This is a genomic window from Amycolatopsis thailandensis, assembly GCF_002234405.1.
GTDB classification, from domain to species: Bacteria; Actinomycetota; Actinomycetes; order Mycobacteriales; family Pseudonocardiaceae; genus Amycolatopsis; species Amycolatopsis thailandensis.
The window spans coordinates 1-24276 of sequence record NZ_NMQT01000180.1; the positions used below are offsets into that span (position 1 = coordinate 1).

Consider the following 24276-nt stretch of genomic DNA (forward strand, 5'->3'; position numbering starts at 1 on the left):
CGACGTCGCCCGGCACTTCGGCCTGGAGCGGCCCGAGTGGTCGACGGCGAGCGTGCTCGCGCGCGCGTCGAGTGTTTCGCAGGTCGGGTTGCTGCTCGACACCGCGCTGCGGCGCCTCGCCGTCAAGCCGGATCTGCTCGCCGGGCACAGCGTCGGGGAGTGGACCGCGATGCGGGCGGCCGGGATGTACCCAGGACAGTCCACAGAGGACATGCTGAACCGGTACTGGCCGCAGGGGTTCACCCTGCCGGACGCCGAATTCCTGGTGCTCGGTTGTTCCGCGGAACGGGCGGAGGCGCTGCTCGGCGCCGAACCGGAACTGATGATCTCGCACGAGAACGCGCCGCGGCAGACGATCGTGTGCGGCGATCCGGCGGCCGCCGCCCGGCTCGCCAAGCTGTGCACGCAGCACGGCGTCGTCGCCAGGACTTTGCCGTTCCGCTCCGGGTTCCACACCCCGCTGATGCGCTCCCGGCTCGGCCCGTTCACCCGGCTCGCCGCGGAACTGGACCTGAAGACGCCGCGGATCCCCGTCTGGTCGGCGACCACGGCACGGCCGTATCCCGCGGATCCGGTGGAGGTCCGCGAGCTGTACCTGGCCCATCTGGTGCGCAAGGTCCGGTTCCGGGAACTCGTGGACGCGCTCTACGCCGACGGCGCCCGGGTGTTCGTGCAGGCAGGAGCCGGGCAGGTCGGCTCGTTCGTGTCGGACACGCTGGGCACGCGTCCGCACCTGGTCATCCCGGCGTCCTCCGGCACGAGGCCGGGGCTCGCCCAGCTGCGGCGGGTGGCCACCGCGGTCTGGGTGGAGGGCGGACGGCCCGCGTTCGACGCGCTGGAGCCGCGCCGGACCCGGATCGACACGGCGGGCACGCTGCTCTCGGTCGACGGCGACGTCAAGGGCCTGTTCGAGAGCGTCGGCGAGCTTCCCGACCTGGCCGACGGGATACCGGACGCGATCGTCGCGGAGTTCACCGCGCTGCTCGCCGAGACCCGGCAGGCGGCGGCGACCGTGGCCAACGCGGCCGCACGACGTACGGTCGAGTCCACTGTGGACGCCTCGCTCGCCACGATGCCTTACCTGGTCGACCACCGCTTCTTTCGGCAGCGCGAGGGCTGGCCGGAGGAGGCGGACTACCGGCCCACCGTGCCCGCGACGACGCTGGTCGACCTGGCCTGCCGGGAGGCGGAACGGGCCTGGCCGGGCACGGTCGCGACCGGCGTGAGCAATGCGGCGTTCTCCCGGTGGCTGATCGCCGCTCCGGCGGCACGCGTGCCACTGTCGATGACCCGGGAGGGCGACCGGATCAGTGTCCAAATAGGACCACACGCCAGTATGGACGTCCATCTGGCTCGGCGGTATCCGACAGCGCCCCGGCCGTCTCCCTCGCCGGGGCCGGAAACCGCGCCGCCGTTGACCGCCGCCGAGATCTACTCGCGCCGCGAGATGTTCCACGGCCCCGCCTACCAAGGGCTCGCCAAACTCGTCGGACTCGGTGAACGGCACATCCGCGGCGACCTCGTCGTCCCGTCGGCGCCCGGCGCGCTGCTGGACAACGTCGGCCAGTTGCTGGGCTGCTGGCTGATGGCGACCAAGGCGGACGCGCTGCTGGCGTTCCCGACGTCGATGGGCCGGATCACCTGGTACGGCCCGGAACCGGTGCCGGGCACCACGGTCGGTTGCGTGGTCCGGGTCCGTCTGCCGCGGCCGGACGTGCTGGAGATGGACGCCGAACTGGTGCGGGACGGTGTCGTGCTGGCCAGGATCGAGCAGTGGCGGGACATCCGGTTCCCGTGCGACCGGCCCGCCCACCGGGTCTACGCCTTCCCGGACCGGCACCGGCTGGCCGAGGACCACCACGGTGGCTGGACGGTGGTCACCGACCGGTGGCCGAGCCCGGCCGCGCGTGACATCTACGCCGGCATCTACCTCGGCGCCGAGGAGCGCGCGGAGTTCGCCGCCTGCGCGCCCCGGCGGCAGCGCGGCTGGCTGCTGGAACGGATCGCGATCAAGGACGCGGTCCGCGCGAAACTCGGCTTGGACGGCGTCTATCCGGCCGAGCTCCGGGTGAGCGCCGACGGCACCAGGGTGACCGGGGTCCACGGCCGGACCTTGCGGCCGCTCGCGGTGGCCGTCGCGTCGGCGGGAGAGGTCGCGGTCGCGCTGGTGCGGGAAGCGGATGGGGCGCCGCCCCGGATCGCGGTCCGGGCCGAAGGAGAGTTGGCGGGGCTGGCCGAGGAGATCGGCATCGGCGCGGAGTTCGCCGGGATCCCCGGGTACGTGGTGGCCTGGAATCGCGGGTAGGAACAGGAGAAGAGCATGACGATCGAACAGCAGAGCCCGACGTCGGTCTTCGGCACCGTGGCCGAGTTGCTGAGAGAACTAGTCGGGGACGTCGACGTCCTCGGCATCGAGATCACCCCGCGGACCACCTTCCACGAGGATCTCGGGCTGGAGAGCATCGACCTGGTGACCTTCGCGAGCATCCTCGCCGAGTTCTTCGGCGAGGACGTCAACCTCGCGGAGTTCCTGGCGGAGAAGGATCTCGACGACGTCATCGGCCTCCGGGTCGGCGACATCGCGGACTACGTGGCCGCCCGCCTCGGCGAACGGGGGTGAGGCGGTGCCGACGATGACCGTCAACGGGCTGCGCACCAACGTGCAGCTCGTCCCCGGCGGCGGTACGGAGACCGTGGTGTTCCTGCACGGGATGGGCACCGACAGCCTGGCGAGTTTCTACCTCACGCTGGCCCCGCCGGTCGCCGCCGCCGGGGTGGACGTGATCAGCTACGACCTGCGCGGGCACGGCAAGACCGAGCGTCCCGAACGCGGGTACACGATCGCGGATTTCGTCGCCGACCTCGACGACCTGCTGGTCCAGCTCGACCTCGACCGGCCCGTTCACCTGGTGGGCAACAGTTTCGGCGGCACCCTCGCGTACAGCTACGCGGTGGCGAAACCGGAGCGGGTGCGCAGCATCGTGTGCATCGAGTCGGAGCCCGCCACCGAACTGTGGGCGGGCAAGATGGCGCAGATCCTCGAACACACCGTGCGCTTCTTGAAGGTCGAGGAGAGCTTCGAGTGGATCGAGGCCAACTACAGCGCCCATCACCGGCGGCTCGCGAGGATGGCGGCCGAGCGGATCACGGCCACGTCGATGGCCGAAGAGGTCCCGCTCGGCCCGTTGCTGACCCTGGAGCAGGTGGCGGGGATCGACTGCCCCGTATTGTCCATTTTGGGCAGTCACGGCTATCAGGCCGACGATCTCGACGCGCTGACGTCCTTGTTGCCCCGCGGCGAGTTGCACGTGTTCGAAGGGCAGGGGCATTCGGTGCTCGTCGAACAGCACCGCGAGGTGCGGGAGCTGGTGCTGAACTGGATCTCCCGGCACGGGAGGCCCCGCGGATGAGCCGGTACCTGTTGGTCGTCCCGCCGCTCACCGGACACGTGGCGCCGCTGCGCGCGGTGGCCGGCGAACTGGTGGGGCGTGGTCACGACGTCGCCTGGTGCGGCCCGGAACCGACGACGTCGGAGCTGACGCGGGCGGGCCGGGTGTACGTGGCTGGCGACTCGCTGGAGTTCGCCGTCGAGCGCCGTCCCGAGGGGCTGCGCGGGTTCGCGGCGCTGAAGTTCCTGTGGGAGCAGTATTTGGTCCCGCTCGCGGACGCGATGGTCCCCGGTGTCGACAAGGCGGTGGCCGCCTTCCGGCCCGACGTCGTGATCGCCGATCAGCAGGCCTTCGCGGGCGCTTTGGTCGCGAGCCGCCGTGGCCTCCCGTGGGTGACGTCGGCGTCGACGTCGACAGAACTCGGAGACCCGCTGGCCGCCATGCCGAAGATCGCCGCCTGGGTCGACAAGCTGCAAGAAGACCTCCGGACGCGGCACAAGGTGTCCTGCGGTGACCTGCGCTTTTCCCCCGATCTGGTCCTGGCCTTCACCACCGTGTCGCTGACCGGGCCGATCGCCGATGCCCGCGCGGTCCGGTTCGTCGGCCCGGCGCTGGCGCCCGCGCCCCCGGTCGGGTTCTCGTGGGACAGGCTCGACGGGCGCCCGCTCGTCGTCGCCACCCTCGGCACCGCCAACGCCGCGCTCGGCCGCCGCTTCCTGTCCGAATGCGTCGACGCTCTCGCCGGGATGCCCGAGGTCCAAGGCCTGGTCGTCGACCCCACCGGCGAACTGCTCAGCGAAACGGTGCTGACCGCCCGGCGCATCCCGCAGGCGGACGTCGTACGGAAGGCCGCGGCGGTGATCTGCCACGGCGGGCACAACACCGTCAGCGAGACCCTCGCGTCCGGGCTGCCGCTGGTGATCGCGCCGATCCGGGACGACCAGTCGATGCTGGCTCAGCAAGTCGAGGCGGCGGGCGCGGGCCTGCGGCTGCGCTTCGACCGCGTGAAGGCCCCGGACATCCGCTCCACGGTCACCGAAGTGCTCACCGAGCCCGCCTACGCCGCGGCGGCCGCGCGGGTGCGGGCTTCGTTCGCGGCGGCCGGGGGAGTCGTGGCCGCCGCGGACCACCTGGAGTCCCTGCCACACTGAGCCCTCCGGGCGCCCACGCGTGCTTGAGCACGTGACTCATGTGCTTGGAGCCGGAACTCGCGTGCTTAGACACGGGACTCGCGTGTTTGAAGCCGGGACTCGCGTGATCGGAGCCGGATCTCGGTGTTCGCCTTCCCACCACGTGAGTTCCGCCTTCAAGCACGTGAGTTCCGGCTCCAAGCACGCGAGTCACGTGCTCAAGCACGCGAGTCCCGGGTTGGGGCCCTCATCGGAGTGCGGTCTCCCGGGGTGAACGGAACGTCCGCGCCGCGATCCACCCGCCCGCCAGGGCGGCCACGGCCGCGATCGCGAGTGAAACCGGGATCGACCAGCCCGACGGCCGTCCCAGCGCCAAAGCCCGGGTCGCGTCGATCGCGTAGGTCAGCGGGTTGAGCGCCGAAACCACGCGCAGCCAGGTCGGCATCGTCTCGAGCGGCATGTACGCGCTGGAGGAGAACATCAGCGGGAACATGACCATGAACGACGCCATCTGCAGGGTTTCGGCCTTGCGCAGCCAGGTCGTGATGGCGACGAAGATCCAGCTCAGGCACCAGCCGACGACGAGCGTGAGCAGAAGTGCCGCGGTGACACCGAAAACGCCGCCGGTCGGCCGGAAACCGAGCAGCACCACGCTGGCGAGAGTCGTCACGAGCAGTTGCACGCCGAGCCGCGCGGAATCGGAGATGGTGCGGGCCACCAGGACGGCCGAAAGGCTGATGGGCATGCACCGGAGACGTCCGGTGAATCCACTGTAGATCTCCGCGAGCAGCCCCGCGCCCGAGCTCATCGCGGTGGTCATCGCGATGTTCACCAGCGTCGCCGGGACGAGGAAATTCACGTAACCCTCGTAGGCCGCGACACCGGGCAGCGTGCTGACCCCGGTGAAGACCTGGCTGAACAGCAAGAGCAGCACGATCGGTTGCAGCAGCCCGAAGAACACCAGACGCCGGTCCCCGAACGCCGTCTTCAGCGACCGGACGGCGAGCACCCGGACCTGGGTTGCGAAGGTACTCGGCGGCCAGGCCCCCGGATCGGTCAGCACCGGGGTTTCCGGCGCGCGGTGCCGTGCCTCGGTCATGACGGGACCGCCGGATTCCGGTGCAGGGAAAGGTAGACGTCGTCGAGCGTCGGCTCGGCGACGGTGAGGTCCTTCATCGGCGCTCCTGCCGAGTCGAGCGCGCGCACCAGCACCGTGATGTCGGCGGGCCCGGACAGCGCGACGCCGATCACCAGCCCGGACGCCGACGGCGTGCAGGTCATGCCGAGTCTGTGCAGCGCGGCCAGCGCCCGGCGGGCGGCGAGGTCGGTGCCGAAGGTCAGCGTCGCGGTCCGTTCCCCGAGTCTTGCCTTGAGTTCCGAAGGCCGCCCGGAAACCGTGACGTGCCCGAGTCCCAGCACGATGACGTGATCCGCCAGCCTGTCCGCCTCCTCGAGATACTGCGTGGTGAGCACGATGGTGGTACCGCGCGCGGCGAGCCGTTCGACGCCGTCCCAGAGCCCGGCGCGGCTGAGTGGGTCGAGGCCGGTCGTCGGTTCATCGAGGAAGAGGACGTCGGGGGAGCCGACCAGCCCGGCGGCGAGGTCGAGCCGTCGCCGCATCCCGCCGGAGTAGGTCCGTGCGGCCCGGTCCGCCGCGTCGTCCAGGCCGAACATGGCGAGCAGTTCCGCCGCGCGGGCCTTGGCCTGCCGCCCGTTCGCGCCCAGCAGCCGGGCGACGAGTTCGAGGTTGCCACGGCCGGAGAGCGCGTCGTCCACCGCCGCGAACTGGCCGGTGACCCCGATCCGCCGCCGGACGTGATGCCCGGCACGGACGACGTCGAAACCGCACACCTTGGCGCTGCCGCCGCTCGGTTTGACGCGGGTGCTCAGGATGTCGATCAGCGTCGTCTTGCCCGCGCCGTTGTGGCCGAGCACCGCGAGCACGGTGCCGCGGCCGACACGAAGGCTGACGCCGGCGAGAGCCGTCACTTCACCGTAGTGCTTGGCGAGGCCGTTCACTTCGATGGCAGCCTGCTCCATTCGCCGAACGTAGCGGGGGTTTCGGTGCGGCCGCAATGAACGGGAACGCACTCCGGATCTGCGTGACAATTCCGCGTCCGGTGGAGCTGACGGAGATGACAAAAGCGAATTCGCCAGGTGTGGCGATGCCAGTTAATCGGTAACCCGATCCCACCGGTATGACAAACGGATTCGGTGTCCTTGCCGGTGCGGAGGGGCACAGGTAATTTACCGCTTCCGTGTCCCCGCCGTTTCGGCCGTGTCACGCAATTTCTCCGATTCCCCGGGAGTGACCGTTGTGAAGTTCCCACTGAAGTCGAAAAGATCCGTGCAGGCCTTGGCCGCCGGCACGGTGGCCGCCGTCGTGGCCACCCTGGGCGTCGTCGGCGCCGGCTTGAGCGAAGCGGCGCCCGCGTCGCTGACCCTGAAGTACACCTGTCCGTTCCCGCTGATCGGCGACCAGACCCTGGTGGTGAAGGTCGACACCGTCCTGCCGGACGACGCCGTGGCCGGGAAGACGTCCACCCCGATCACGTTCGACGTCGACGTCACCGTCCCGGCGGACGCGACCTCGGGCCTCACGCTCGTCGGCGCGACCACCGTCGAGGGCAGCGCGAAGGCCGCCGCGGTGCTGAAGTACCCGGTCGACAAGACGCTGAACCTCGGCCTGCCGCTGGCCATCCCGGTCACGCCGGTGCCGGAGTCGGGCGAGTTCCACGTCAAGACCAGCGGCAAGGCGCCCGCGGTCACGTTCCCGAGCCCGGGCACCGCCTCGGTGACGGTCGGGAACTTCAGCACCACCATGACGCCGAAGAACGCGCAGGGCCAGCCGACCGACCTCGGCACGTTCACCTCGGACTGCGTCGTCCAGCCGGGACAGAACCAGCAGCTGGGGACGTTCGAGATCAAGCCCGCCGGCGGTGGCACGACGACGCCGACCACCCCGACGACGCCCACCACCCAGCCGACTCCGACCACTGAGCCCACGCCCACGACGGAGCCGACGCCGACGACGGAGCCCACTCCGACGACTCAGCCGACGCCGACCACCGAGCCGACTCCGACGACTCAGCCGACGCCGACGACGGAGCCCACTCCGACCACGGAACCGACGCCGACGACCGAGCCGACTCCCACGACTCAGCCGACGCCGACAACCGAGCCGACGCCGACGTCGTCGACGCAGCCGACTCCCACCACGGAGCCGACGCCCACCACCGAACCCACTCCGACCACTCAGCCGACCCCGACGACGGAGCCGACTCCCACGACCGAGCCGACCCCGACGTCGTCGACCCAGCCGACTCCCACCACGGAGCCGACTCCGACGACCCAGCCGACGACCCCGACCACCGCGCCGACCACCACGACGACGCAGCCGCCGGGCGACACCCAGATCACCTATGGGGTCAAGGGCAAGACCACCATCGCCGGGCTGAACGCGAAGCTCCCGCTCGGTCCCGGCGAGTTCACCGCGAAGCTGAACGCGCAGTCCGGCAAGTTCACCGGGCAGCTTTCGCTGCCGCCGTCGAACGTGCAGTTCCGCTTCCTCGGGTTCTTCCCGGCCTCGGCGACGGTGAAGATCAACCAGGTCGGCGACGTGACGGGCACCGTCAACGCCGGCGCGGTGAAGGCCGACGCGAAGGCCGACGTCAAGCTGCTCACCGTGCGGCTGTTCGGCTTCCCGATCCTGGCGAGCTCGACCTGCAAGACGGCCCAGCCCGCCGACATCCCGCTGGTTTCCGCGCACGGCTTCAATCCGTTGAAGGGCGGCAAGCTGACCGCTGAGTACAAGCTGCCGCAGTTCCGCGGTTGTGGCCTGCTCACGCCGGTGATCAGCGCGATGGCTTCGGGTGACGGGAACAGCCTGGAGATCAACCTCGCCAAGAAGTAGGTCAGTCCTCGTAAGTGGTAATGACGGTTAGAACCGTCATTACCACTCACGAGCCCCACCCTAAAACAGTTACGCCCATTACAACCTTTCCCGTTTCCGAAACCCCCGGTCGCGCATTACTTGTGTGTCACAACATCCGCCAGTAGCGTCTGCACGAGTTGGCCGTTCGGCCGGAGAAGTCGAAGTGAGGAAGCCCGAATGTCAGTGATGACCGGGCGCGTTCCGCGCGCCTTCCTGCTCCCGGCGGTGCTGGGGCTGGGGGCGCTTTCCTTGGCTTCCGCCTCCGCCGAGCCCGCACCCGCGCCCACCCCCGCGCAGCAGGTCGAAACCGGGCAGGTGACCGCCGCGGCGGGTCTGCCGTTCGGGTTCTACGTCGGCGACGAGCAGCAGGCCACGACGAGCCACGTCGCCAAACTCGGTTCCGACATCACGTTCCCGCAGGGCCGGTTCGACGGCTCGCTCCTCGGTCTCTCGGGCAAGGTGCCGATCACCGGCAAGCTCGTCATCCCGCCGACGTCGAGCTACTTCGTGTCCTTCCGGTTCATGCCCGCCACCGGCACGGTCGAGCTGATCCCGGACGGTGACGCCACCGGAACGGTCGAGGTGAAGACCGGCGCCACGACCAACTGCAAGGCCGTCGGCACCAACCTGTGCGGTGATTCCGACGTCACCAACAAGGTGTTCATCAAGCTTTCGAACGTCAAGGTGGACGGCAAGGCTCTCGACGTCGGACCGAACTGCCGGACAGCGCAGTCGGTCGTGGTGAACATCAAAGCGTTGATGCCGCTCGGATTCCCCGCGCCTTCGGTCAGGGCGACCAGCACCTTCTCGACGCCGGGCTTCACCGGATGCGGCGTGCGCGAGGACCTGAGCCCGCTACTCACCGGCCTGGTTTCGGGCCCCGGCAACACCTTGGTCACGAACCTCAAGCTGCGGTGCGTCGGCTCGGGCCCGCCCCCCAACGGATGCGGAGCCTGACGATGACCAATCCCGTCGCCCTGCTCGCCCGCGCGCCGGAAAAGGCCGCCGCCGGCCTGCGCGAATTCGGCCGTATGTGCGCCATGGGCCTCGACGTCGTCCTCGCGATGTTCCGCCGCCCGGTGCAGATCCGCGAGTTCATCCAGCAGTTCTGGTTCATCGCCAGTGTTTCGATCACGCCCGCGATCCTCGTGTCGATCCCGTTCGGCGCGGTCATCTCGCTCCAGCTCGGTTCGCTCACGAGCCAGATCGGCGCGCAGCAGTTCAACGGCGCGGCGAGCGTCCTCGCCGTCGTGCAACAGGCCAGCCCGATCGTGACGACGCTGATCATCGCGGGCGCGGGCGGATCGGCGATCTGCGCGGACCTCGGCGCGCGCTCCATCCGCGAGGAGATCGACGCGATGGAGGTGCTCGGCGTCTCGCCGATCCACCGGCTGATCGTCCCCCGCGTGCAAGCCGCCATCGGGGTTTCGGTGCTGCTCAACGGTTTGGTCAGCGTGGTCGGCGTGCTCGGCGGTTACTTCTTCAACGTCATCGTGCAGGGCGGGACACCGGGCGCGTATCTCGCGAGCTTCAACGCGCTCGCCCAGCTGCCCGACCTCGTCGTCAGCTCGATCAAGGCGTTCATCTTCGGGTTCCTCGCCGGCGTCGTCGCGGCGTACCGGGGCTTGAATCCCCGAGGCGGCCCCAAAGGCGTCGGCGACGTCGTCAACCAGTCGGTGGTGATCACGTTCCTGCTCCTGTTCTTCGTCAACACGATCCTGACCGCGCTGTACCTGCAGCTCGTCCCCGCGAAGGGAACCTGATCCGGTGACCAGCGTCCCCGAACGGGCCCGCGAGGCGTTCAAACGCCCGGGCAACAGTCTTTTCGAGCTGGGCGACCAGCTGCTGTTCTACATCCGCGCGCTCGCGGCGATCCCGATGGCCGTCACCCGGTACTTCCGGGAAGTGGTGCGCCTGCTCGCCGAGGTGACCTTCGGCAGCGGGGCGCTCGCGGTGATCGGCGGGACCGTCGGCGTGATGGTCGGCCTCTGCGTGTTCACCGGGATCACGGTGGGGCTCCAGGGTTTCAGCGCGCTGAACCAGATCAACATCTCCGCGATGACCGGCTTCCTCACCGCGTACTTCAACACCCGGGAGATCGCGCCGCTCTCGGCGGGGCTCGCGTTGTCCGCGACGGTCGGCGCCGGGTTCACCGCGCAACTGGGCGCCATGCGGATCTCCGAGGAGATCGACGCGCTCGAAGTGATGGCCGTGCGCAGCATGCCGTACCTCGTCACCACCCGGATCGTGGCCGGGTTCATCGCGATCATCCCGCTCTACGTGATCGGCCTGCTGATCTCGTACCTCGGCTCGCGGGTGACCACGGTCGTCTTCTTCGGACAGTCGGGCGGCACCTACGACCACTACTTCTCGCTGTTCTTACCGCCGGAAGACGTTCTGTGGTCGTTCGGCAAGGTGCTCGTGTTCAGCGTCGGCGTCATCCTCACCCATTGCTTCTACGGCTACCGCGCCGCCGGCGGCCCGGCGGGGGTCGGGGTCGCGGTCGGCCGCGCCGTGCGGACGTCGATCGTGCTGATCAGCGTGCTCGACCTGTTCCTCAGCCTCGCCATCTGGGGTGCCACCACGACGGTGAAGGTCTCCGGATGAGCGCGCGGGCACGGACGCAGGCCGCCGGGGTGATCTTCCTCGTGATCCTGGTGCTGCTCGGCTGGGTCGCGGTCGCCATCTTCAACAAGGATTTCGACCGCGCGGAGCTGGTCACGCTCAAGACCGACCGGGTCGGCAACCAGCTGGCCCCGCCCGCCGAGGTCAAGGTGCGCGGCGTCCCGTTCGGCGAGGTCCGGGCGGTCCGGGGCAGCGCGGACGGTGCCGAGATCGACCTCGCCATCGACCCGGCGAAGATCGATCAGCTGCCGCGCAACGTCTCGGCGCGTCTCCTGCCCAAGACCGTGTTCGGTGAGCGCTACGTCAATCTCGTGCTCCCGGAACGGCCCGCCGGTGGCCCGCTTCAGGACGGTGACGTCATCGGCCAGGACCGCTCGGCCAACGCGATCGAGCTGGAACGCGTCCTCGGCGATCTGTTGCCCCTGCTGCGGGCGGTGCAGCCCCAGAAGCTCAACAGCTCGCTCGGCGCGATCTCGCTCGCGCTCGACAATCGCGGGAAATCCCTGGGGGACAGCATCGTCCAGCTCGACGACCTCCTCGGCCAGGTGAACCCGCTGATGCCGCAGTTCAAGGCCGACATCAGCGGCCTCGCCGACGTGGCCGATCTCTACACCGGTGCCGCGCCGGACATCCTCAAGGCGCTCTCGGATCTTTCCACGACGGCGAAGACCATTGTGGATACACGCGCGGACCTCGACAAGCTGTACACCAGCGTCACCGCGGCGAGCGGTGATCTGAACAAGTTCCTGGTGGAGAACAAGAACAACATCATCGGTGTCAGTGTGAAGAGCAGGCGGACCCTGGAACTGCTTTCCCGCTACTCGCCCGAGTTCCCGTGTCTGTTCGACGCGGTGAACCGGCTCAAACCGGTGATGGAGAAGGCGTTGGGCAAGGGCACCGGTGAGCCGGGCCTGCACGTGACGCTGTCCGTCCACGATCCGCGCGACAAGTACGTGCCGGGCCGGGACGACCCGCGGTTCGACCAAAAAGGCGGCCCGCGGTGCTACGGCGGGGGGCAGGCTTCGGCGGCGGTGGCGTTCGCCGCCGATGGGGACCTCGGCCCGGCCAATTCGAAGGGGGAGCGGGGGCTGGTCGCCGAGATCCTGGCGCCGTCGCTCGGGATGAAACCGGCCGAGGTCCCGGACTGGAGCAGCGTGCTCGTGGGCCCGGCCCTGCGCGGAACGGAGGTGACCGTCCGATGAGGAGTGTCGTGGGCCCGGCGATCAAGGGCCTGATCTTCTTCGTGATCACCGCGGTGGCGACCGGGATCCTCGCGATCACCATCGCCAACTCCGGGGTCGGCACGACGGTCGGCTACACCGCCAGATTCACCGACGCGACGTCGGTCAACCCCGGCGACGAGGTCCGGATGTCCGGGGTGCGGATCGGTCAGGTGGACTCCATCGGGGTGGTCGAGCGGCGCCTGGCGGACGTGCGGTTCTCGATCGAGAACAAGCGCCGTCTCACCGCGGGGGCCACGGTCACCATCAGGTACCGCAACCTCGTCGGCCAGCGGTACCTCTCGATCGACCCGGGCCCGGACGGCCCGGCGGCGCTCGGCGACGGCGCGCTGATCCCGCCGGAGCACACGACCCCGGCACTGGATCTCACCGCGTTGTTCAACGGGTTCAAGCCGCTTTTCCAGGCGCTGTCGCCGAACGACGTCAACCAGCTGTCGTTCGAGATCGTCCAGGTGCTGCAAGGGGAGGGGAGCACCATCGACAGCCTCCTGGAGCACACCGCGTCCCTCACGAGCACTTTGGCCGGCAAGGACAAGGTGATCGGCGAGGTGGTCGGGAACCTCAACACGGTGCTCGACACGCTGAACTCCCAGGGCGATCAGTTCGACAAGCTCGTCGACGTCACCGCGCAGCTGGTCTCCGGCCTCGCAGGCGACGCGAAGCCCATCGGGCAGGCGATCGGCGGGCTCGGCGAGCTCACCACGTCCACCGCGGGCCTGCTCCAGGACGGCCGGGCGCCGTTGAAGGCGAGCATCGACACCCTCGGCGACCTGTCGAAGAACCTCGCCGACAACACGCCGGTGTTCGAGCAGTTCCTCGGGAACCTGCCGAAGAAGCTGGACCGCATGGGCGCGATGGTCTCGTACGGCTCGTGGTTCAACTTCTATCTGTGCTCGGTCAAATCGGACGCGCCGCCCGCTCCGGGCGGCCCGCCGGTCGGCATCCCGCTGACCCAGGGACGGTGCCGGTGAAAGCGCCCAGGATCAAACCCTTCCGCACCCGCAACCCGATCATCGTCGGCACCGTCACGGCGCTGCTGATGGCCGCGGCCGGGTCGGCGGTGTTCTTCTCCGACGATCTCCCGCTGATCGGTGGCGGTACCACCTACGCGGCGGAGTTCACCGAAGCCGCCGGGCTCAAGCGCAACGACGAAGTCCGGGTCGCCGGAGTGAAGGTCGGAGAGGTCTCCGACGTCCTGCTGGACGGTGCCCGCGTCAAGGTGCTGTTCCGGGTCAAGGACACCTGGATCGGCAACCGCACCACCGCCTCGATCAAGATCAAGACCCTGCTGGGGCAGAAGAACCTGGTCATCGACCCGGTCGGCAACGCCGAACTGGACCCGGACCAGCCGATTCCGGTGGAGCGCACGAGCTCGCCCTACGACGTCACCGCGGTGTTCAACGACCTCGCGAACACGGTGGGCGCGATCGACACCGACCAGCTGGCGAAGGCGTTCGGGACGATGTCGGAAACTCTCGGCGCTTCCACGCCCCAGGACGTCCGCACAGCCTTCGACGGCATCACCGCGCTCTCCAAGACGCTCGCCTCGCGCGACGAGGAGCTGGTGAAGCTGTTCCAGAACACGAACAAGGTGTCCCGGACGCTCGGCGACCGGTCACAGCAGATCGAGGCGCTGATCCGCGACGGCAACACCCTGCTCACGGAGCTGAACGCGCGCAAGGACGCCATCGCGAAGCTGTTCAGTGGCGTGAAGAACCTGTCGGTGCAGCTCAAGGGACTCGTCGCGGACAACCAGAAGACACTCGGCCCCGCGCTCGACCAGCTCGACCGCGTCGCCACCGTCTTGCAGCGCAACCAGGACAAGCTCACCGAGAGCCTGCGACTGGCGGGGCCCTTCTACCGGCTGCTCGGCAACGCGGTCGGCAACGGCCGCTGGATCGACACCTACATCTGCGGGCTCGTCCCGACCGGCGGCACGCCGGGCAGCTGCATGCCGTCGAGGAACGGGGGACGCTGATGGGGCGCCACTTCACGCTGTCCGATCTCGGGGCGAACGCGCGGCGGCGGGCCTGGATACGGCGGCTCGCGCTCGCCGTCGTCGCGGGACTGCTCGTGACCGCGGCCTGGCCGCTGGTGACGCGGCAGGCCGACCGGATGCTGACCGGGTACTTCACCGCGACCGTCGGGGTGTACCCGAACACCGAGGTCCGGGTGCTCGGCGTCCCGATCGGTTCGGTCACCAAGGTCGAACCGCGCGGCACGAAGGTCGAAGTGACCATGTCGGTGCGGCCGGACGTCAAGCTGCCGGCCGACGTCGGTGCCGTCGTGATCACGCCGAGCCTGGTCGCCGACCGGTACGTCCAGCTCACCCCGGTGTACGTCGGCGGGCCGGAGCTGGGCGGCGACGCCCGGATCCCGCCCGAGCGCACCGTCACCCCGGTCGAGGTCGACGAACTCCTCGGCAGCCTCAACCAGCTGATGACCGCGCTGGGACCGAAGGGCGCCAACCGGGACGGCGCGGTCAGCGACGTGCTGACCAAGGCCGCGACCTACCTCGACGGCAACGGCGGCAAACTCGGCGAGGCGATCAAGAACCTCGGCGAGTTCGCCAGGACGGCGAGCGACTCCAAGGACGACCTGTTCAACTCCGTCGACAACATCAGCAAGTTCACCGCGATGCTCGCCTCGAACGACGGCAAGGTGAAGGAGGCGATCCAGCAGATCTCCTCGATCAGCAAGATCCTGGCCGATCAGCGGGACCAGTTCTCCGGCGCGATGACCGAACTCACCGAGGCGCTCAGCGTCGTCCAGGGCTTCATCAGGGACAACCGGGGCAAGGTCAAGTCCGATGTGGACAAACTCGCCGAGATCACCAAGGTGCTCAGCCAGCAGAAGGCGTCGCTGGGCGAGGCGCTCGACGCCGCGCCGAACGCGCTGGCGAACGTCCTCGGCGCGTACAACCAGGGCGCCGGAACGCTGGACGGCCGAGGGAACATCACCGAATTCTCGGGGGCGAAATGAAGTCCCGGCTCAAATGCGCGGCCGTCCTGGCCGTCACGCTGGCCGCGACCGGTTGCAGCAGCGGTGTCGACGTCTACGACATCCCCTTGCCCGGCGGTGCCGCGCTGGGTGAGCGGCCGATCCATGTGACGGCGAGTTTCAGCAACGTGCTGGATCTCGTGCCACAGTCCGGGGTGAAGGTCAACGACGTCCCGGTCGGCCAGGTGCGGACGGTCGACCTGGCGCCGGACGGCCGCAGCGCGGTGGTCGGGCTGCTGATCAACGGGGACGTGAACCTGCCTGCCAACGCGGTCGCGCGGCTGCGGCAAGCGAGCATCCTCGGCGAAAAGTTCGTCGAGCTCGCGCCGCCGGACGACGGCACCCCCAGCGGGCGGTTGGCCGACGGCGCGGTGATCCCCTTGGCCAGTTCGTCGCTGACCCCGGAGATCGAGGAGGTCTTCGGCGCGCTTTCCTTGCTGCTCAATGGTGGAGGCGTCGCGCAGGTGCAGAACATCACCCGCGAGCTCAACGACGCGCTCGGAGGCAAGGAAAGCGCGGCCCGCAGCCTGCTGTCCAATTTGGACACCTTCGTGCGCGGGCTGGACGAGCACAAGGCGGAGATCACCCGCGCCATCGAGAGCGTCAACAAGCTCGCGGCGACGCTGAACGCGAACACCGAGGAGATCAAGGCGACGCTGAACGGGCTCACCCCCGGGATCGAGGTGCTGAACCAGCAGCGGCAGGCGCTGGTCGGGATGCTGAAGTCCCTGGACGGGCTCACCTCGGTCGCCGTCGACACGGTGAACCGCAGCAAGGACGACCTCGTCGCCGATCTCAAGGCGCTCGAACCGTTGCTGCGGCGGCTGGCCGACTCGGGGGACAAGCTGCCGAAGGCGATGGAGATGATCTTCACCTTCCCGTTCCCCGACGCCGCGCTCGACGCCATCCGCGGCGACTACCTGAACACGTTCCTGACCTTCAAGAACAGTGGTGGCCGCTGATGCTGACCAAGTTCGTCCGCGCCCAGCTGGTGGTCTTCGTGGTCATCGCCGTCCTCGGTGTCGCGTACGTCGGCGCGACGTACGCGGGGCTGGACAAGCTGGTGCTCGACCGCGGGTACACCGTCAAAGTGCGCCTGGCCACCGGTGGCGGCATCTTCGGCAACGCCGAGGTCACCTACCGCGGCGTGCCGATCGGCCGCGTCGGCGAACTCCGGCTGACCGCGTCCGGGATGGAAGTGGACCTCGCCATCGATCCGGGCGGACCGGAGGTGCCGGCGGACACCGAAGCCGTCGTGGCCAACCGATCCGCCGTCGGTGAGCAGTATGTCGACCTTCGGCCGCGTCGTGCCGATGGTGCCATGCTGCGGGACGGTTCGGTGATCAGCGAGGCGGACACGAAGATCCCGCTCCCGGTGGACGTGGTCCTGTCCAGTGTGGACTCTTTCGCCAACTCGGTGCCGAAACCCGCCCTGCGGACCGTTGTCGACGAGCTGTACAACGCGACCAACGACGCGGGCCCGGCGCTGGACCAGCTCGTCGGTCGGGGGATCGAGTTCGTGCGGGAGGCGAGCGCGCACGTCGGGCCGCTGACCAGTTTCGTGACCGACGCGCAGACCGTGCTCGACACGCAGGTTTCCCAGGCGGACGCGATCCGCTCGTTCGGCGCCAACGCGAAACTGCTGGCCGCGACGCTGAAGAACTCCGACGGGGATCTGCGGCGGCTCATCCCGGCCGTGCCGGCGGCCGCGAACGAGGTCAGCACGCTCCTGCGGGAGACCGGTCCCAGCCTCGGCATCCTGCTGGCGAACCTGCTGACCACCGCGGACGTGATGGAATCGCGGCAGGACAGCATCGAGCAGCTCCTGGTCACCGCGCCGAAGGCGGTCGCCGCCGGACACGCGATCATGGGGCCGGACGGCGCGCACGTCGGCCTCTCCCTGACGTTCTTCGACCCGCCGCCGTGTGTCACCGGCTACGGCACCGGTTATCGCGACGGACTCGACACGTCGGCGCGCCCGTTGAACACCTCGGCGCGCTGTGCGCTACCGAAGGGCAATCCCACCAACGTGCGCGGTTCACAGAACGTACCGAAGAGGTGAAGACGATGACTCGACTCGCTGTCCTGCTCGTGGTGGTGGCCACCGCGTTCGCCGCCTGGTTCGGCTACTCCTGGTGGGACGCGAGCCGGGACGACGGCGTCGCGCGGGCCACGGTCCGCGAGGAGGCGTTGCAGGCGGGCAGGCAGTCCGTGGCCGCCCTGACCACTTTGGACTACCGGCAGGCCGAGCAGGGCTATCAGACCTGGCTGAACCTGTCCGGCGGCGCGCTGCACGACGAACTGGCGCGGGACCGGGAAGGCGGGCTGGGCCGGATCGGCCAGGCGAAGACCGTCACCACCGGCCGGGTCGTCGACGCCGCGGTGACCGAAGTGGACAGTGGCGGCGGGACCGCCGAGGTGATCGCCTCGGTCGAACTCGAGGTCCGGCCCGACGGCGGGGAAGCCATGACGAAACACAACCGGTTCCGCGCCGGCCTGAACCGGACGCCGGACGGGTGGCGGGTCACGTCGCTCGGCCAGGTGCCGGTGACCGACACCGGAAAGCCCTGAGGGGAGGACGGGATGACCACGAAACGGAAGCCGGTGCGGCGCGCCGTGAAGGTCGCCGGGAAAATGGGCGGGAGTACGCGGGTCCTCGAACCTCCGGAAGAAGAGGTCCCCGAGGCCCCTGAGGCCCCTGTCGTCTCTTCGGCGCCTGAGGTCGTTGCGCCGGTCAAGCGGCGGCGGGGCATCGTGGTGTTCGGCGCGGTCGCGGTGGTGATGGCGGGCCTCGCGGGGTGGTTCGCCGTCGAGGCGCGGGACGCGACGTCGGTCCTGGCCCACAACACCGCGCTGACCGACGTCGCCACCACCGCCGAGGTGAGCGATCAGATCGGCAAGGCGCTCGGCACGGTCTTCTCGTACCGCTACGACGATCCAGCCAAGAGCGAGCAAGCCGCGAAAGAGGTCCTGACCGGACCCGCGCTCGGGCAGTACGACCAGCTGTTCGCGCAGGTCCGGGGGCTGGCGGCGGAGCAGAAGCTGGTCGTGACGTCGACTCCGGTGGTCTCGGGCGTCAAGGTCCTCGACGGGGACAGGGCGTCGCTGCTGGTGTTCCTGGACCAGACCGGCGTGCGCGGGGACGGGCAACGCAGTACTGGTGCGGCTCAGCTGAGCGTGAGCGCCGAACGCTCCGACGGCCGCTGGCGCGTCACCGCCCTCGCCGCCGCCTGACTCCTCGCCGCATTTCGTCCTCTAAATGCGGAGCTGGCGCGAGCGCCGAAGTACATGAAGGCCCCCTTCCTTGCTTCTAGCGCAAGGAAGGGGGCCTTCACGTACTTCTCCCTGGGTGACTGGGCACCGAACTCGCGTGATCAGAAACGGATCTCGCGTGCTTGGAGCCGTAACTCGCGTGACTGGAGCCGTAACTCGTGTGCTTGGGGCCGGATCTGACGTGATTGGACGCCGCACACATGAGTTCCGGCTCCAATCACGCGAGATCCGGCTTCAAGCACGTGAGTCCCGGCTCCACGAACGTTGCCCAAGGGGGGCAGGGTCAGGAGGGGGCGGCCCGCAGGGCCAGGATCATCTCGAACCGCCGCTCGGGATCCCGCAGCCCGTCCGCGAACAGCGCCTCCAGCTCCTGGGCGCGGGACCGCACCGTCTGCGGATGCACCGCGAGCCGTTCGGCCACCTCCCGGACGTTCCCGCACGTCTCCAGCCACGCCAGCAGCGTCCCGGCCAGGCGTGAATGCTGCTTCCCGGTCAACCCGGCGAGCGGGCCGAGCCGTTCCCGGACCAGTTCGGCGGCCAGGAACGGTTCCTTGAGCAGCCACAGACGCGAAAGATGGTCGACGCACCACGTCACGGGTTCGTCGACGAGCGCGCCGGAGTCGACGAGCCGCAGGGCCTCCCGGGCCGCCCGCAGGGAACGCGCGGCGAAGGCGGGAGGGACCGCGGGACCGATCGCGGCCCGCCAGCCCGCCAGGTCTTCGGCGAACTGCTCCCGTTCCTCCGGTCGCGGGGCGGGGAGCAGCAGGCAGGGGGAGGTGCTCTCGAAGTCGGCCAGCGCCGTCGACGCGGCCGCCGGGGTTTCGTCCGAAGGCCTGTCGAGGGCGACGGCGACGAGCAGGTCCGGTAACTGCCAGCGGGCCAGTTCGGCGGCGTGCTTGACGACTTCGGGCGGTGACGGCGGCTCGGTGAGCAGGACCTCCATCAGCCGGTGACGCCGCCGTTCCAGTGCGCCGGCGGCCTTTTCCCGCGCCTCCGCGTGACCCTCGACCGACAGCGCCGACAGCTCGTCGATGTAGGCGAAGATGGCTTCCGCGAGCAGGCACAGGGTCGCCGAGGGCACGCCCGCGCGACGGCCTGCCTCGGCCACCCGGCGCCACGTCACCCTGGCGCCGACCCGGTACGCCGCCTGAAGGACGTCGACGTTGCGGCCCTGCTGGAATTCCTGGACACCCAGGCTCAGGAACACGCTCCGGCGGTCTTCCGACGGCGCTTCCGGGTTCCCGATCCGTTCCACGAATTGAAGGAACGCCATCTGGACGCCGGTCTTGAGCGCCTTCCCGAACGCGCCGTCCAGTGGCCGCGCGTAGTCGGGGATGGTCCGCTGGATCTCGCGGACCACCTCCCCGGCCACGTCGGCCAGCACCGGCCGGAACACGGTCGCCAGCTCTCTCGGCAGCAGCGCCCAGAGCTGGACGGGACGCCCGCTCGACCCTCCCGGCCGAGCGGGCGTGAGGAGCGGGCCGTATGTCGCCTCGACCCCGCTGCGACCATCCTGCGGTCGGGTCACCTCGTCACCTCGTTGTGAGTGGGAAACGCTGGTCAATCGTCGGCGAGCAACGCCTCCGCACGCAGGGCGATCTCCATGTCGAGCCGGTCGTCGGCGTTGTTCAACCGGTCGCCGAAGAGATCGATGAGCTGGTGCATGCGGTACCGGACGGTCTGCGGGTGGACCTTGAGCTTCTTCGCGATCTCCGGAGCGCTGCCCCGCGATTGCAGCCAGATCAGCAACGTCTCCCCGAGCCGTGCCCGCTGTTTCGGCGTGAGGTCGTCGAACGGGGCGAGGCTGCGCGTGCACAGCTCGCGGACCAGGAACTCGTCGGCGAGCAGCCACAGGGTGGACAGGTGATCGCTGTACCGCGTGACCGGGTTGTCCGGTAGCACCCCGCGCTGGACCAGCCGCAGCGTGCGGCGTGCCCACAGCAGGGAGCGCGGCGCCTCGGTGAGCCGCACGGCCGGGCCGATCACCGCGCGCCAGCCGGGAAGCCGTTCGGCGAGGTCCTTCAGGTGCTTGTCGGGGTCGCCGGTGACCAGGCAGGGCTTGGGGCCCTCGAAGTCGACCAGGACGTCGGCGTCGAGGTCTGCGCTGTCGGGGTCCGACGGGCCGGGCCGCCGCTCCAGCGCGACGACCGTGACCTCGGCGGGCAGCGCCCACTGGGCGTTGGCGGCCTGGGACGCGATCGACTGCGGTGAGGACGGCGGGTCGGAGAGCATCAGTTCGAGCAGCCTGCGCCTGCGTCTCGCCCTGGTGCCCGCGGCCCGCTCCTGCGCGGCCGTGTAGCCCTCGATGGACAGTGCGGAAATCTCGTCCACGTAAGCGAAAATCGCCTCGGCCGCGGTGCACAGGAGATCGGCGTCCGCTCCGATCGCCTGCCCGAATTCCGAAACGTGCCGCCACGCGACGCGACCGCCGACGCGGTAGGCCGTCTGCAGGCAGTCGAGGCTGCGGCCTTCCTTGAACTCGACCTTGCCGAGGTTGCGGAACACCGCCGACCACTTGTCGAGCGGGGCCGTCCCCTGACCGACGGTATCGAGGCAGTGCAGGATCGCCTGCCGGATACCCTGCGTGATGATCTGTCCGAACGCGCCTTCCAACGGCTGCGCGTATTCGGGGACGGCTCGTTGCACCTCCTGGAGGATGGCTCGGGCCAAGGGATCGGCCCGCGGCCGGAACCGCTCGCCCATGTCCCTCGGCAGTGACGCCCACAGGCCGTTCGCGCCGGTGCTGCGCACAGGTCGGTTCTCCACTGGGGTTCTCGGTGCCGGCGTGAAGGCGCGCGGTCGCTGGACCGGACCCGGTGGCTGGCGGTGCGGGGTGGCGGGGTGGCGCACGTCGGGGTCGGGCCGTGCGGTCCGCAGATCGTGCCGCGAGAATCCGGTATCCAAGTCGGTCATGTTTTTTATCCTTGCTGGCAACAAAATCAGCCTCTTCAACGGTGAAGCCGATCCAGATTTTGTGGCTCACGCAACATAAAATCCGGCTGAGAGGGCTGTCAACGGCTGGTGGGGCCTTGATCGGCCACCTGGATGGACTACACCCGAACGGGTGGTCCGATCCGGTGGCGAGTGACATTTAGGCAGGCCTCAGATGGCGCCCGGATGACAACTTTTCCGGGACCTTCTCGAGCGCCTCCGCCGCCTCGCTGGCGCGGATGAGCACCTCGACGACCTCGTCCAGGGTCAACCGGGCGGGCGTGGTCTCGGCGAGGAAGCGTTCGAGTTCGCCGCCGAACCGGGCCGGGTCGGCCACATGTGGAAAGTGTTTCGCATTTTCGAACACCGTCAAGCGGCTGTCCGGCAGCAGTTCGGCAGTCTTCCGGCCGTGGGCGACCGGGATGAGCGGGTCGTGCGCGCCCCAGACGACGAGCGTGGGCACCTCCCGGGCGAGGTAGAGCTTGTCGATCGCGCTCGCGCGCTGGCCGCGGAGGTCGATCAGGCTGCGCGCGATGAACAGGAACGCCCGCCGCCTGCCCGGGTCGGCCAGCGACGCGAGGTGCCGGGTCAGCTCCCGGGTCTCGGGGGAGAGCTTCCCGCCGAGCGCGCGGCCGGCCGCGGCGAGCCCGTGGGCGATCGCGACGGTGACGGGATTGACCGCGGCCGACAGCGTCAGCTTGGCCCCCGGCAGCGCCGTCGCGCGCAGCACCGAGGTCACCTGCGGGCCGAGTCCGGCGCTGCCCACGAGCACCAGCCGGGCGCACATCTCGGGGAACTGGTAGGCGAACTGCATCGCGATCCCGCCGCCGAGGGAGTGCCCGGCGATGGTCGCGTGCCGGTGCCCGGTGAGCGCGAGGACGTCGCGGACCACGCTGGCCATCGCGCCGAGCCCGTAGTCGGCCCGTGGCGACCCCGAAGCACCGTGGCCGGGAAGATCGGGGACGAGGACGCGGCGCCCGAACCCGGTCCGCTCGAAGTGCTCGAGCAACGGGACCCAGGTCTCACCGCTGCCCGAGATCCCGTGCAGCAGCACGAGCGGTTCACCGGTGGTGTCCTTTGTGGACGGGAGGTATTTCCGCAGCCGGATTTCCTGCCCGTGCAGGGTCAGTGTGCGCGCTTCGAGGGCCATGTCCCGCCTTTCCGTGGTCAGGCGTCAAAATAACGTGGAGAACGGCGGTTCCGTCAGCGTGTCGCCGGACACGTCCGGCAATTGCCACCCGGATGACAAGAATTTCGGTTCGGACCCCGATCCGGATGCCAAAACCGTGACGGCGGGACTATTCCGCATCGACATTCTCCCACCGTCCCGGTATTCAGGAAAGCGTCGGTAAACACCCGTCACCACCGGGAGAAAAGCGATGGCCTGCCGGGCGGACTTCCATGTAGACCAGCCGAGGGCGAACCGCGCCCGCCGCGGCCTCCGCTGGGTGCTGCCCACCGTGCGGCCACCGGAACGGCGGGTCCGGCGGGTCAGTTCCCTGGCGTCCCGTCGTCGCGGCGGAGCGCGCGCATAAGCCGCTGCGCGCGCAGGGCGAGTTGCATGCCCAGCCGGTCGTCGGCGTCCCTGAGCCGGTCGCCGAACAGTTCTTCCAGTTGCCGGAGGCGATTCCGCACGGTCTGCGGATGGACGCCCAGCCGCTGCGCGATCTCCGGCGCCCCGCCGCGGGTCTCCAGCCACGCCAGCAGGGTTTCGCTGAGCCGCTCCTGTTGTTTCTCGCTCAGCGAGGTGAACGGGTCGAGGCTCCGCTTGGCCATCTCGGCGCCGAGGAAGTCCTCGGCCAGCAGCCACAGCGTCGCCAGGTGGTCCCGGCACCAGATGACCGGGCCGGGCGCGTCGTCGCTGGTCAGCAGGAGTGCGCGGCGGGCGGTGCGGAGGGCGGCCGGGGCGTCGGCGAGCGGAACCACGGGGGAGACCGCCACCCGCCAGCCGTCCAGCGCGTCCTTCAGCGGCGCGAGATCGGTGTCGGGATCCGCGGTGAGCAGATACGGCTCGGCGGAATCGAGGTCGAGCAGCACCGTCTCGGCCAAGAGGTGGGCGGGGAACTCCGGCGCGCCAGGCGAGCGCTGAAGCGCGACCATGGCCGCGGTCCCCGGAACCCGCCAGCCGGCGCCGTCGGCCAGGCTGGCGATGCTGCACGCGGACCCTTCCGGTGCTTGGGCGATCAGTTCCAGCAGGCGGCGGCGCCGGAGCGGGATCGCGCCCGCCGCCTTGGCCTCCGCCTCGTGGTATCCCTCGATCGCCGTGGCGCACAGTTCGTCGACGTAGACGAAGACGGACTCGGCCGCGAGCGCGATGACGCCGGGGCCGACGCCGAGCCCGCGCACGATGGGCCGCATCGCCCGCCACGCCGTCCGCGCGCCGATGGTCGCGCTGTCGTGCAACGGTTCCAGGCTCCGGCCCTCGGTGAACTCGATCCGCCCGCGCATGCGGTAGAAGTCGATCCAGCGGTCGTGGGGCAGGTCCGGATCTCCGATGCAGTCGACGTAGTGCCGCACCGCCCGCTCGCAGGAGACGACCAGGACGCGGCCGAAGACGCCGCGCAACGGCTGCGAGTACGCGGCGACCGACCGCTGCACCTGCTTGATCATGGCCGCGGCGGCGTGCCCGGTATACGGACGCAGTTCTTCGCCGAGCGAACGCGGCAGCGTCGCCAGCATGCCGAAACTGCGGTACTGGACCACGAAGACCACCTTTGAATTTCTTCGAACCGGGGGAGGGAAACATGAATCCC

The 24276-nt window shown here is 69.5% G+C and carries 22 protein-coding genes; 16 read left to right on the plus strand and 6 right to left on the minus strand.

Annotation, left to right across the window (positions count from 1 at the left end; genetic code table 11):
• From CFP71_RS39825 to CFP71_RS39840, 4 genes are all read left to right on the plus strand, one after another.
• The coding region (locus tag CFP71_RS39825; protein WP_143267252.1) for an acyltransferase domain-containing protein at positions 1–2305 on the plus strand (2305 nt) is incomplete at its 5' end.
• Positions 2306–2320: 15 nt separating this feature from the next.
• Positions 2321–2620, plus strand: coding sequence for an acyl carrier protein (locus tag CFP71_RS39830; RefSeq protein ID WP_093939062.1), 300 nt, complete (start codon positions 2321–2323; stop codon positions 2618–2620).
• 4 nt (positions 2621–2624) lie between these two features.
• Positions 2625–3410 (plus strand): alpha/beta fold hydrolase, encoded by a 786-nt coding sequence (locus CFP71_RS39835; RefSeq protein ID WP_093939063.1) that lies wholly within the window; start codon positions 2625–2627, stop codon positions 3408–3410.
• On the plus strand, positions 3407–4540 hold the full coding sequence (locus CFP71_RS39840; protein ID WP_093939064.1) for a glycosyltransferase: 1134 nt from the start codon (positions 3407–3409) through the stop codon (positions 4538–4540). Before CFP71_RS39835 ends, CFP71_RS39840 begins: the two co-directional genes overlap by 4 nt.
• A 226-nt stretch (positions 4541–4766) precedes the next feature.
• On the opposite strand, the gene CFP71_RS39845 is transcribed toward CFP71_RS39840, so the two are convergent.
• Positions 4767–5618: an ABC transporter permease gene (locus tag CFP71_RS39845; protein ID WP_093939065.1), complete on the minus strand. Its 852-nt coding sequence runs from the start codon at positions 5616–5618 to the stop codon at positions 4767–4769.
• Entirely contained in the window at positions 5615–6559 is a 945-nt protein-coding gene (locus CFP71_RS39850) for an ATP-binding cassette domain-containing protein (protein WP_093939066.1), read from the minus strand. Before CFP71_RS39850 ends, CFP71_RS39845 begins: the two co-directional genes overlap by 4 nt.
• Before the next feature lie 277 nt (positions 6560–6836).
• Here CFP71_RS39850 and CFP71_RS39855 point away from each other — a divergent pair, with 277 nt between their 5' ends.
• The 12 genes from CFP71_RS39855 to CFP71_RS39910 all read left to right on the plus strand — a co-directional run bounded on the left by CFP71_RS39855 (position 6837) and on the right by CFP71_RS39910 (position 18553).
• On the plus strand, positions 6837–8432 hold the full coding sequence (locus CFP71_RS39855; RefSeq protein ID WP_093939067.1) for a DUF6801 domain-containing protein: 1596 nt from the start codon (positions 6837–6839) through the stop codon (positions 8430–8432).
• A gap of 198 nt (positions 8433–8630) precedes the next feature.
• On the plus strand, positions 8631–9410 hold the full coding sequence (locus tag CFP71_RS39860) for a hypothetical protein (RefSeq protein ID WP_093939068.1): 780 nt from the start codon (positions 8631–8633) through the stop codon (positions 9408–9410).
• A 2-nt stretch (positions 9411–9412) separates the two neighbouring features.
• Positions 9413–10216, plus strand: coding sequence for an MlaE family ABC transporter permease (locus CFP71_RS39865; protein ID WP_093939069.1), 804 nt, complete (start codon positions 9413–9415; stop codon positions 10214–10216).
• 4 nt (positions 10217–10220) lie between these two features.
• Positions 10221–11060 (plus strand): MlaE family ABC transporter permease, encoded by an 840-nt coding sequence (locus tag CFP71_RS39870; protein ID WP_007033208.1) that lies wholly within the window; start codon positions 10221–10223, stop codon positions 11058–11060.
• Positions 11057–12280 (plus strand): MCE family protein, encoded by a 1224-nt coding sequence (locus CFP71_RS39875; RefSeq protein WP_093939070.1) that lies wholly within the window; start codon positions 11057–11059, stop codon positions 12278–12280. Before CFP71_RS39870 ends, CFP71_RS39875 begins: the two co-directional genes overlap by 4 nt.
• Complete coding sequence (locus CFP71_RS39880) at positions 12277–13290, plus strand: MCE family protein (protein WP_093939071.1); 1014 nt, start codon at positions 12277–12279, stop codon at positions 13288–13290. The genes CFP71_RS39875 and CFP71_RS39880 overlap by 4 nt, the downstream gene beginning before the upstream one ends.
• A complete protein-coding gene (locus CFP71_RS39885) occupies positions 13287–14297 on the plus strand; it encodes an MCE family protein (protein ID WP_244200008.1) in 1011 nt (336 codons plus the stop codon). Before CFP71_RS39880 ends, CFP71_RS39885 begins: the two co-directional genes overlap by 4 nt.
• Positions 14297–15301: an MCE family protein gene (locus CFP71_RS39890; protein WP_093939072.1), complete on the plus strand. Its 1005-nt coding sequence runs from the start codon at positions 14297–14299 to the stop codon at positions 15299–15301. The genes CFP71_RS39885 and CFP71_RS39890 overlap by 1 nt, the downstream gene beginning before the upstream one ends.
• Positions 15298–16281: an MCE family protein gene (locus tag CFP71_RS39895; protein ID WP_093939073.1), complete on the plus strand. Its 984-nt coding sequence runs from the start codon at positions 15298–15300 to the stop codon at positions 16279–16281. The genes CFP71_RS39890 and CFP71_RS39895 overlap by 4 nt, the downstream gene beginning before the upstream one ends.
• Positions 16281–17381 (plus strand): MCE family protein, encoded by a 1101-nt coding sequence (locus CFP71_RS39900; protein WP_093939074.1) that lies wholly within the window; start codon positions 16281–16283, stop codon positions 17379–17381. The genes CFP71_RS39895 and CFP71_RS39900 overlap by 1 nt, the downstream gene beginning before the upstream one ends.
• A 5-nt stretch (positions 17382–17386) precedes the next feature.
• Entirely contained in the window at positions 17387–17890 is a 504-nt protein-coding gene (locus tag CFP71_RS39905) for a hypothetical protein (protein ID WP_093939086.1), read from the plus strand.
• Between the two features lie 12 nt (positions 17891–17902).
• Positions 17903–18553, plus strand: a complete 651-nt coding sequence (locus CFP71_RS39910; RefSeq protein ID WP_093939075.1) for a hypothetical protein — start codon at positions 17903–17905, stop codon at positions 18551–18553.
• Between the two features lie 322 nt (positions 18554–18875).
• Here CFP71_RS39910 and CFP71_RS39915 read toward each other — a convergent pair whose 3' ends face one another.
• The 4 genes from CFP71_RS39915 to CFP71_RS39930 all read right to left on the minus strand — a co-directional run bounded on the left by CFP71_RS39915 (position 18876) and on the right by CFP71_RS39930 (position 24235).
• On the minus strand, positions 18876–20120 hold the full coding sequence (locus tag CFP71_RS39915; protein WP_093939076.1) for a PucR family transcriptional regulator: 1245 nt from the start codon (positions 20118–20120) through the stop codon (positions 18876–18878).
• Positions 20121–20152: 32 nt separating this feature from the next.
• Entirely contained in the window at positions 20153–21343 is a 1191-nt protein-coding gene (locus tag CFP71_RS39920) for a PucR-like N-terminal domain-containing protein (protein ID WP_167406442.1), read from the minus strand.
• 340 nt (positions 21344–21683) lie between these two features.
• On the minus strand, positions 21684–22673 hold the full coding sequence (locus CFP71_RS39925) for an alpha/beta fold hydrolase (RefSeq protein ID WP_093939078.1): 990 nt from the start codon (positions 22671–22673) through the stop codon (positions 21684–21686).
• A 341-nt stretch (positions 22674–23014) separates the two neighbouring features.
• The gene (locus CFP71_RS39930; protein WP_093939079.1) at positions 23015–24235 is read right to left on the minus strand and encodes a PucR-like N-terminal domain-containing protein; all 1221 of its coding nucleotides are present in this window, start codon (positions 24233–24235) and stop codon (positions 23015–23017) included.
• Positions 24236–24276 lie beyond the last annotated feature (41 nt).

Excerpts from the sequence above, each read along its gene's own strand:
- CFP71_RS39830 (WP_093939062.1), top strand. The coding sequence starts at position 2,321 with ATGACGATCGAACAGCAGAGCCCGACGTCGGTCTTCGGCACCGTGGCC.
- CFP71_RS39840 (WP_093939064.1), top strand. The coding sequence starts at position 3,407 with ATGAGCCGGTACCTGTTGGTCGTCCCGCCGCTCACCGGACACGTGGCG.
- CFP71_RS39845 (WP_093939065.1), bottom strand. The coding sequence starts at position 5,618 with ATGACCGAGGCACGGCACCGCGCGCCGGAAACCCCGGTGCTGACCGAT.
- CFP71_RS39850 (WP_093939066.1), bottom strand. The coding sequence starts at position 6,559 with ATGGAGCAGGCTGCCATCGAAGTGAACGGCCTCGCCAAGCACTACGGT.
- CFP71_RS39860 (WP_093939068.1), top strand. The coding sequence starts at position 8,631 with ATGTCAGTGATGACCGGGCGCGTTCCGCGCGCCTTCCTGCTCCCGGCG.
- CFP71_RS39865 (WP_093939069.1), top strand. The coding sequence starts at position 9,413 with ATGACCAATCCCGTCGCCCTGCTCGCCCGCGCGCCGGAAAAGGCCGCC.
- CFP71_RS39875 (WP_093939070.1), top strand. The coding sequence starts at position 11,057 with ATGAGCGCGCGGGCACGGACGCAGGCCGCCGGGGTGATCTTCCTCGTG.
- CFP71_RS39880 (WP_093939071.1), top strand. The coding sequence starts at position 12,277 with ATGAGGAGTGTCGTGGGCCCGGCGATCAAGGGCCTGATCTTCTTCGTG.
- CFP71_RS39890 (WP_093939072.1), top strand. The coding sequence starts at position 14,297 with ATGGGGCGCCACTTCACGCTGTCCGATCTCGGGGCGAACGCGCGGCGG.
- CFP71_RS39895 (WP_093939073.1), top strand. The coding sequence starts at position 15,298 with ATGAAGTCCCGGCTCAAATGCGCGGCCGTCCTGGCCGTCACGCTGGCC.
- CFP71_RS39900 (WP_093939074.1), top strand. The coding sequence starts at position 16,281 with ATGCTGACCAAGTTCGTCCGCGCCCAGCTGGTGGTCTTCGTGGTCATC.
- CFP71_RS39905 (WP_093939086.1), top strand. The coding sequence starts at position 17,387 with ATGACTCGACTCGCTGTCCTGCTCGTGGTGGTGGCCACCGCGTTCGCC.
- CFP71_RS39910 (WP_093939075.1), top strand. The coding sequence starts at position 17,903 with ATGACCACGAAACGGAAGCCGGTGCGGCGCGCCGTGAAGGTCGCCGGG.
- CFP71_RS39925 (WP_093939078.1), bottom strand. The coding sequence starts at position 22,673 with ATGGCCCTCGAAGCGCGCACACTGACCCTGCACGGGCAGGAAATCCGG.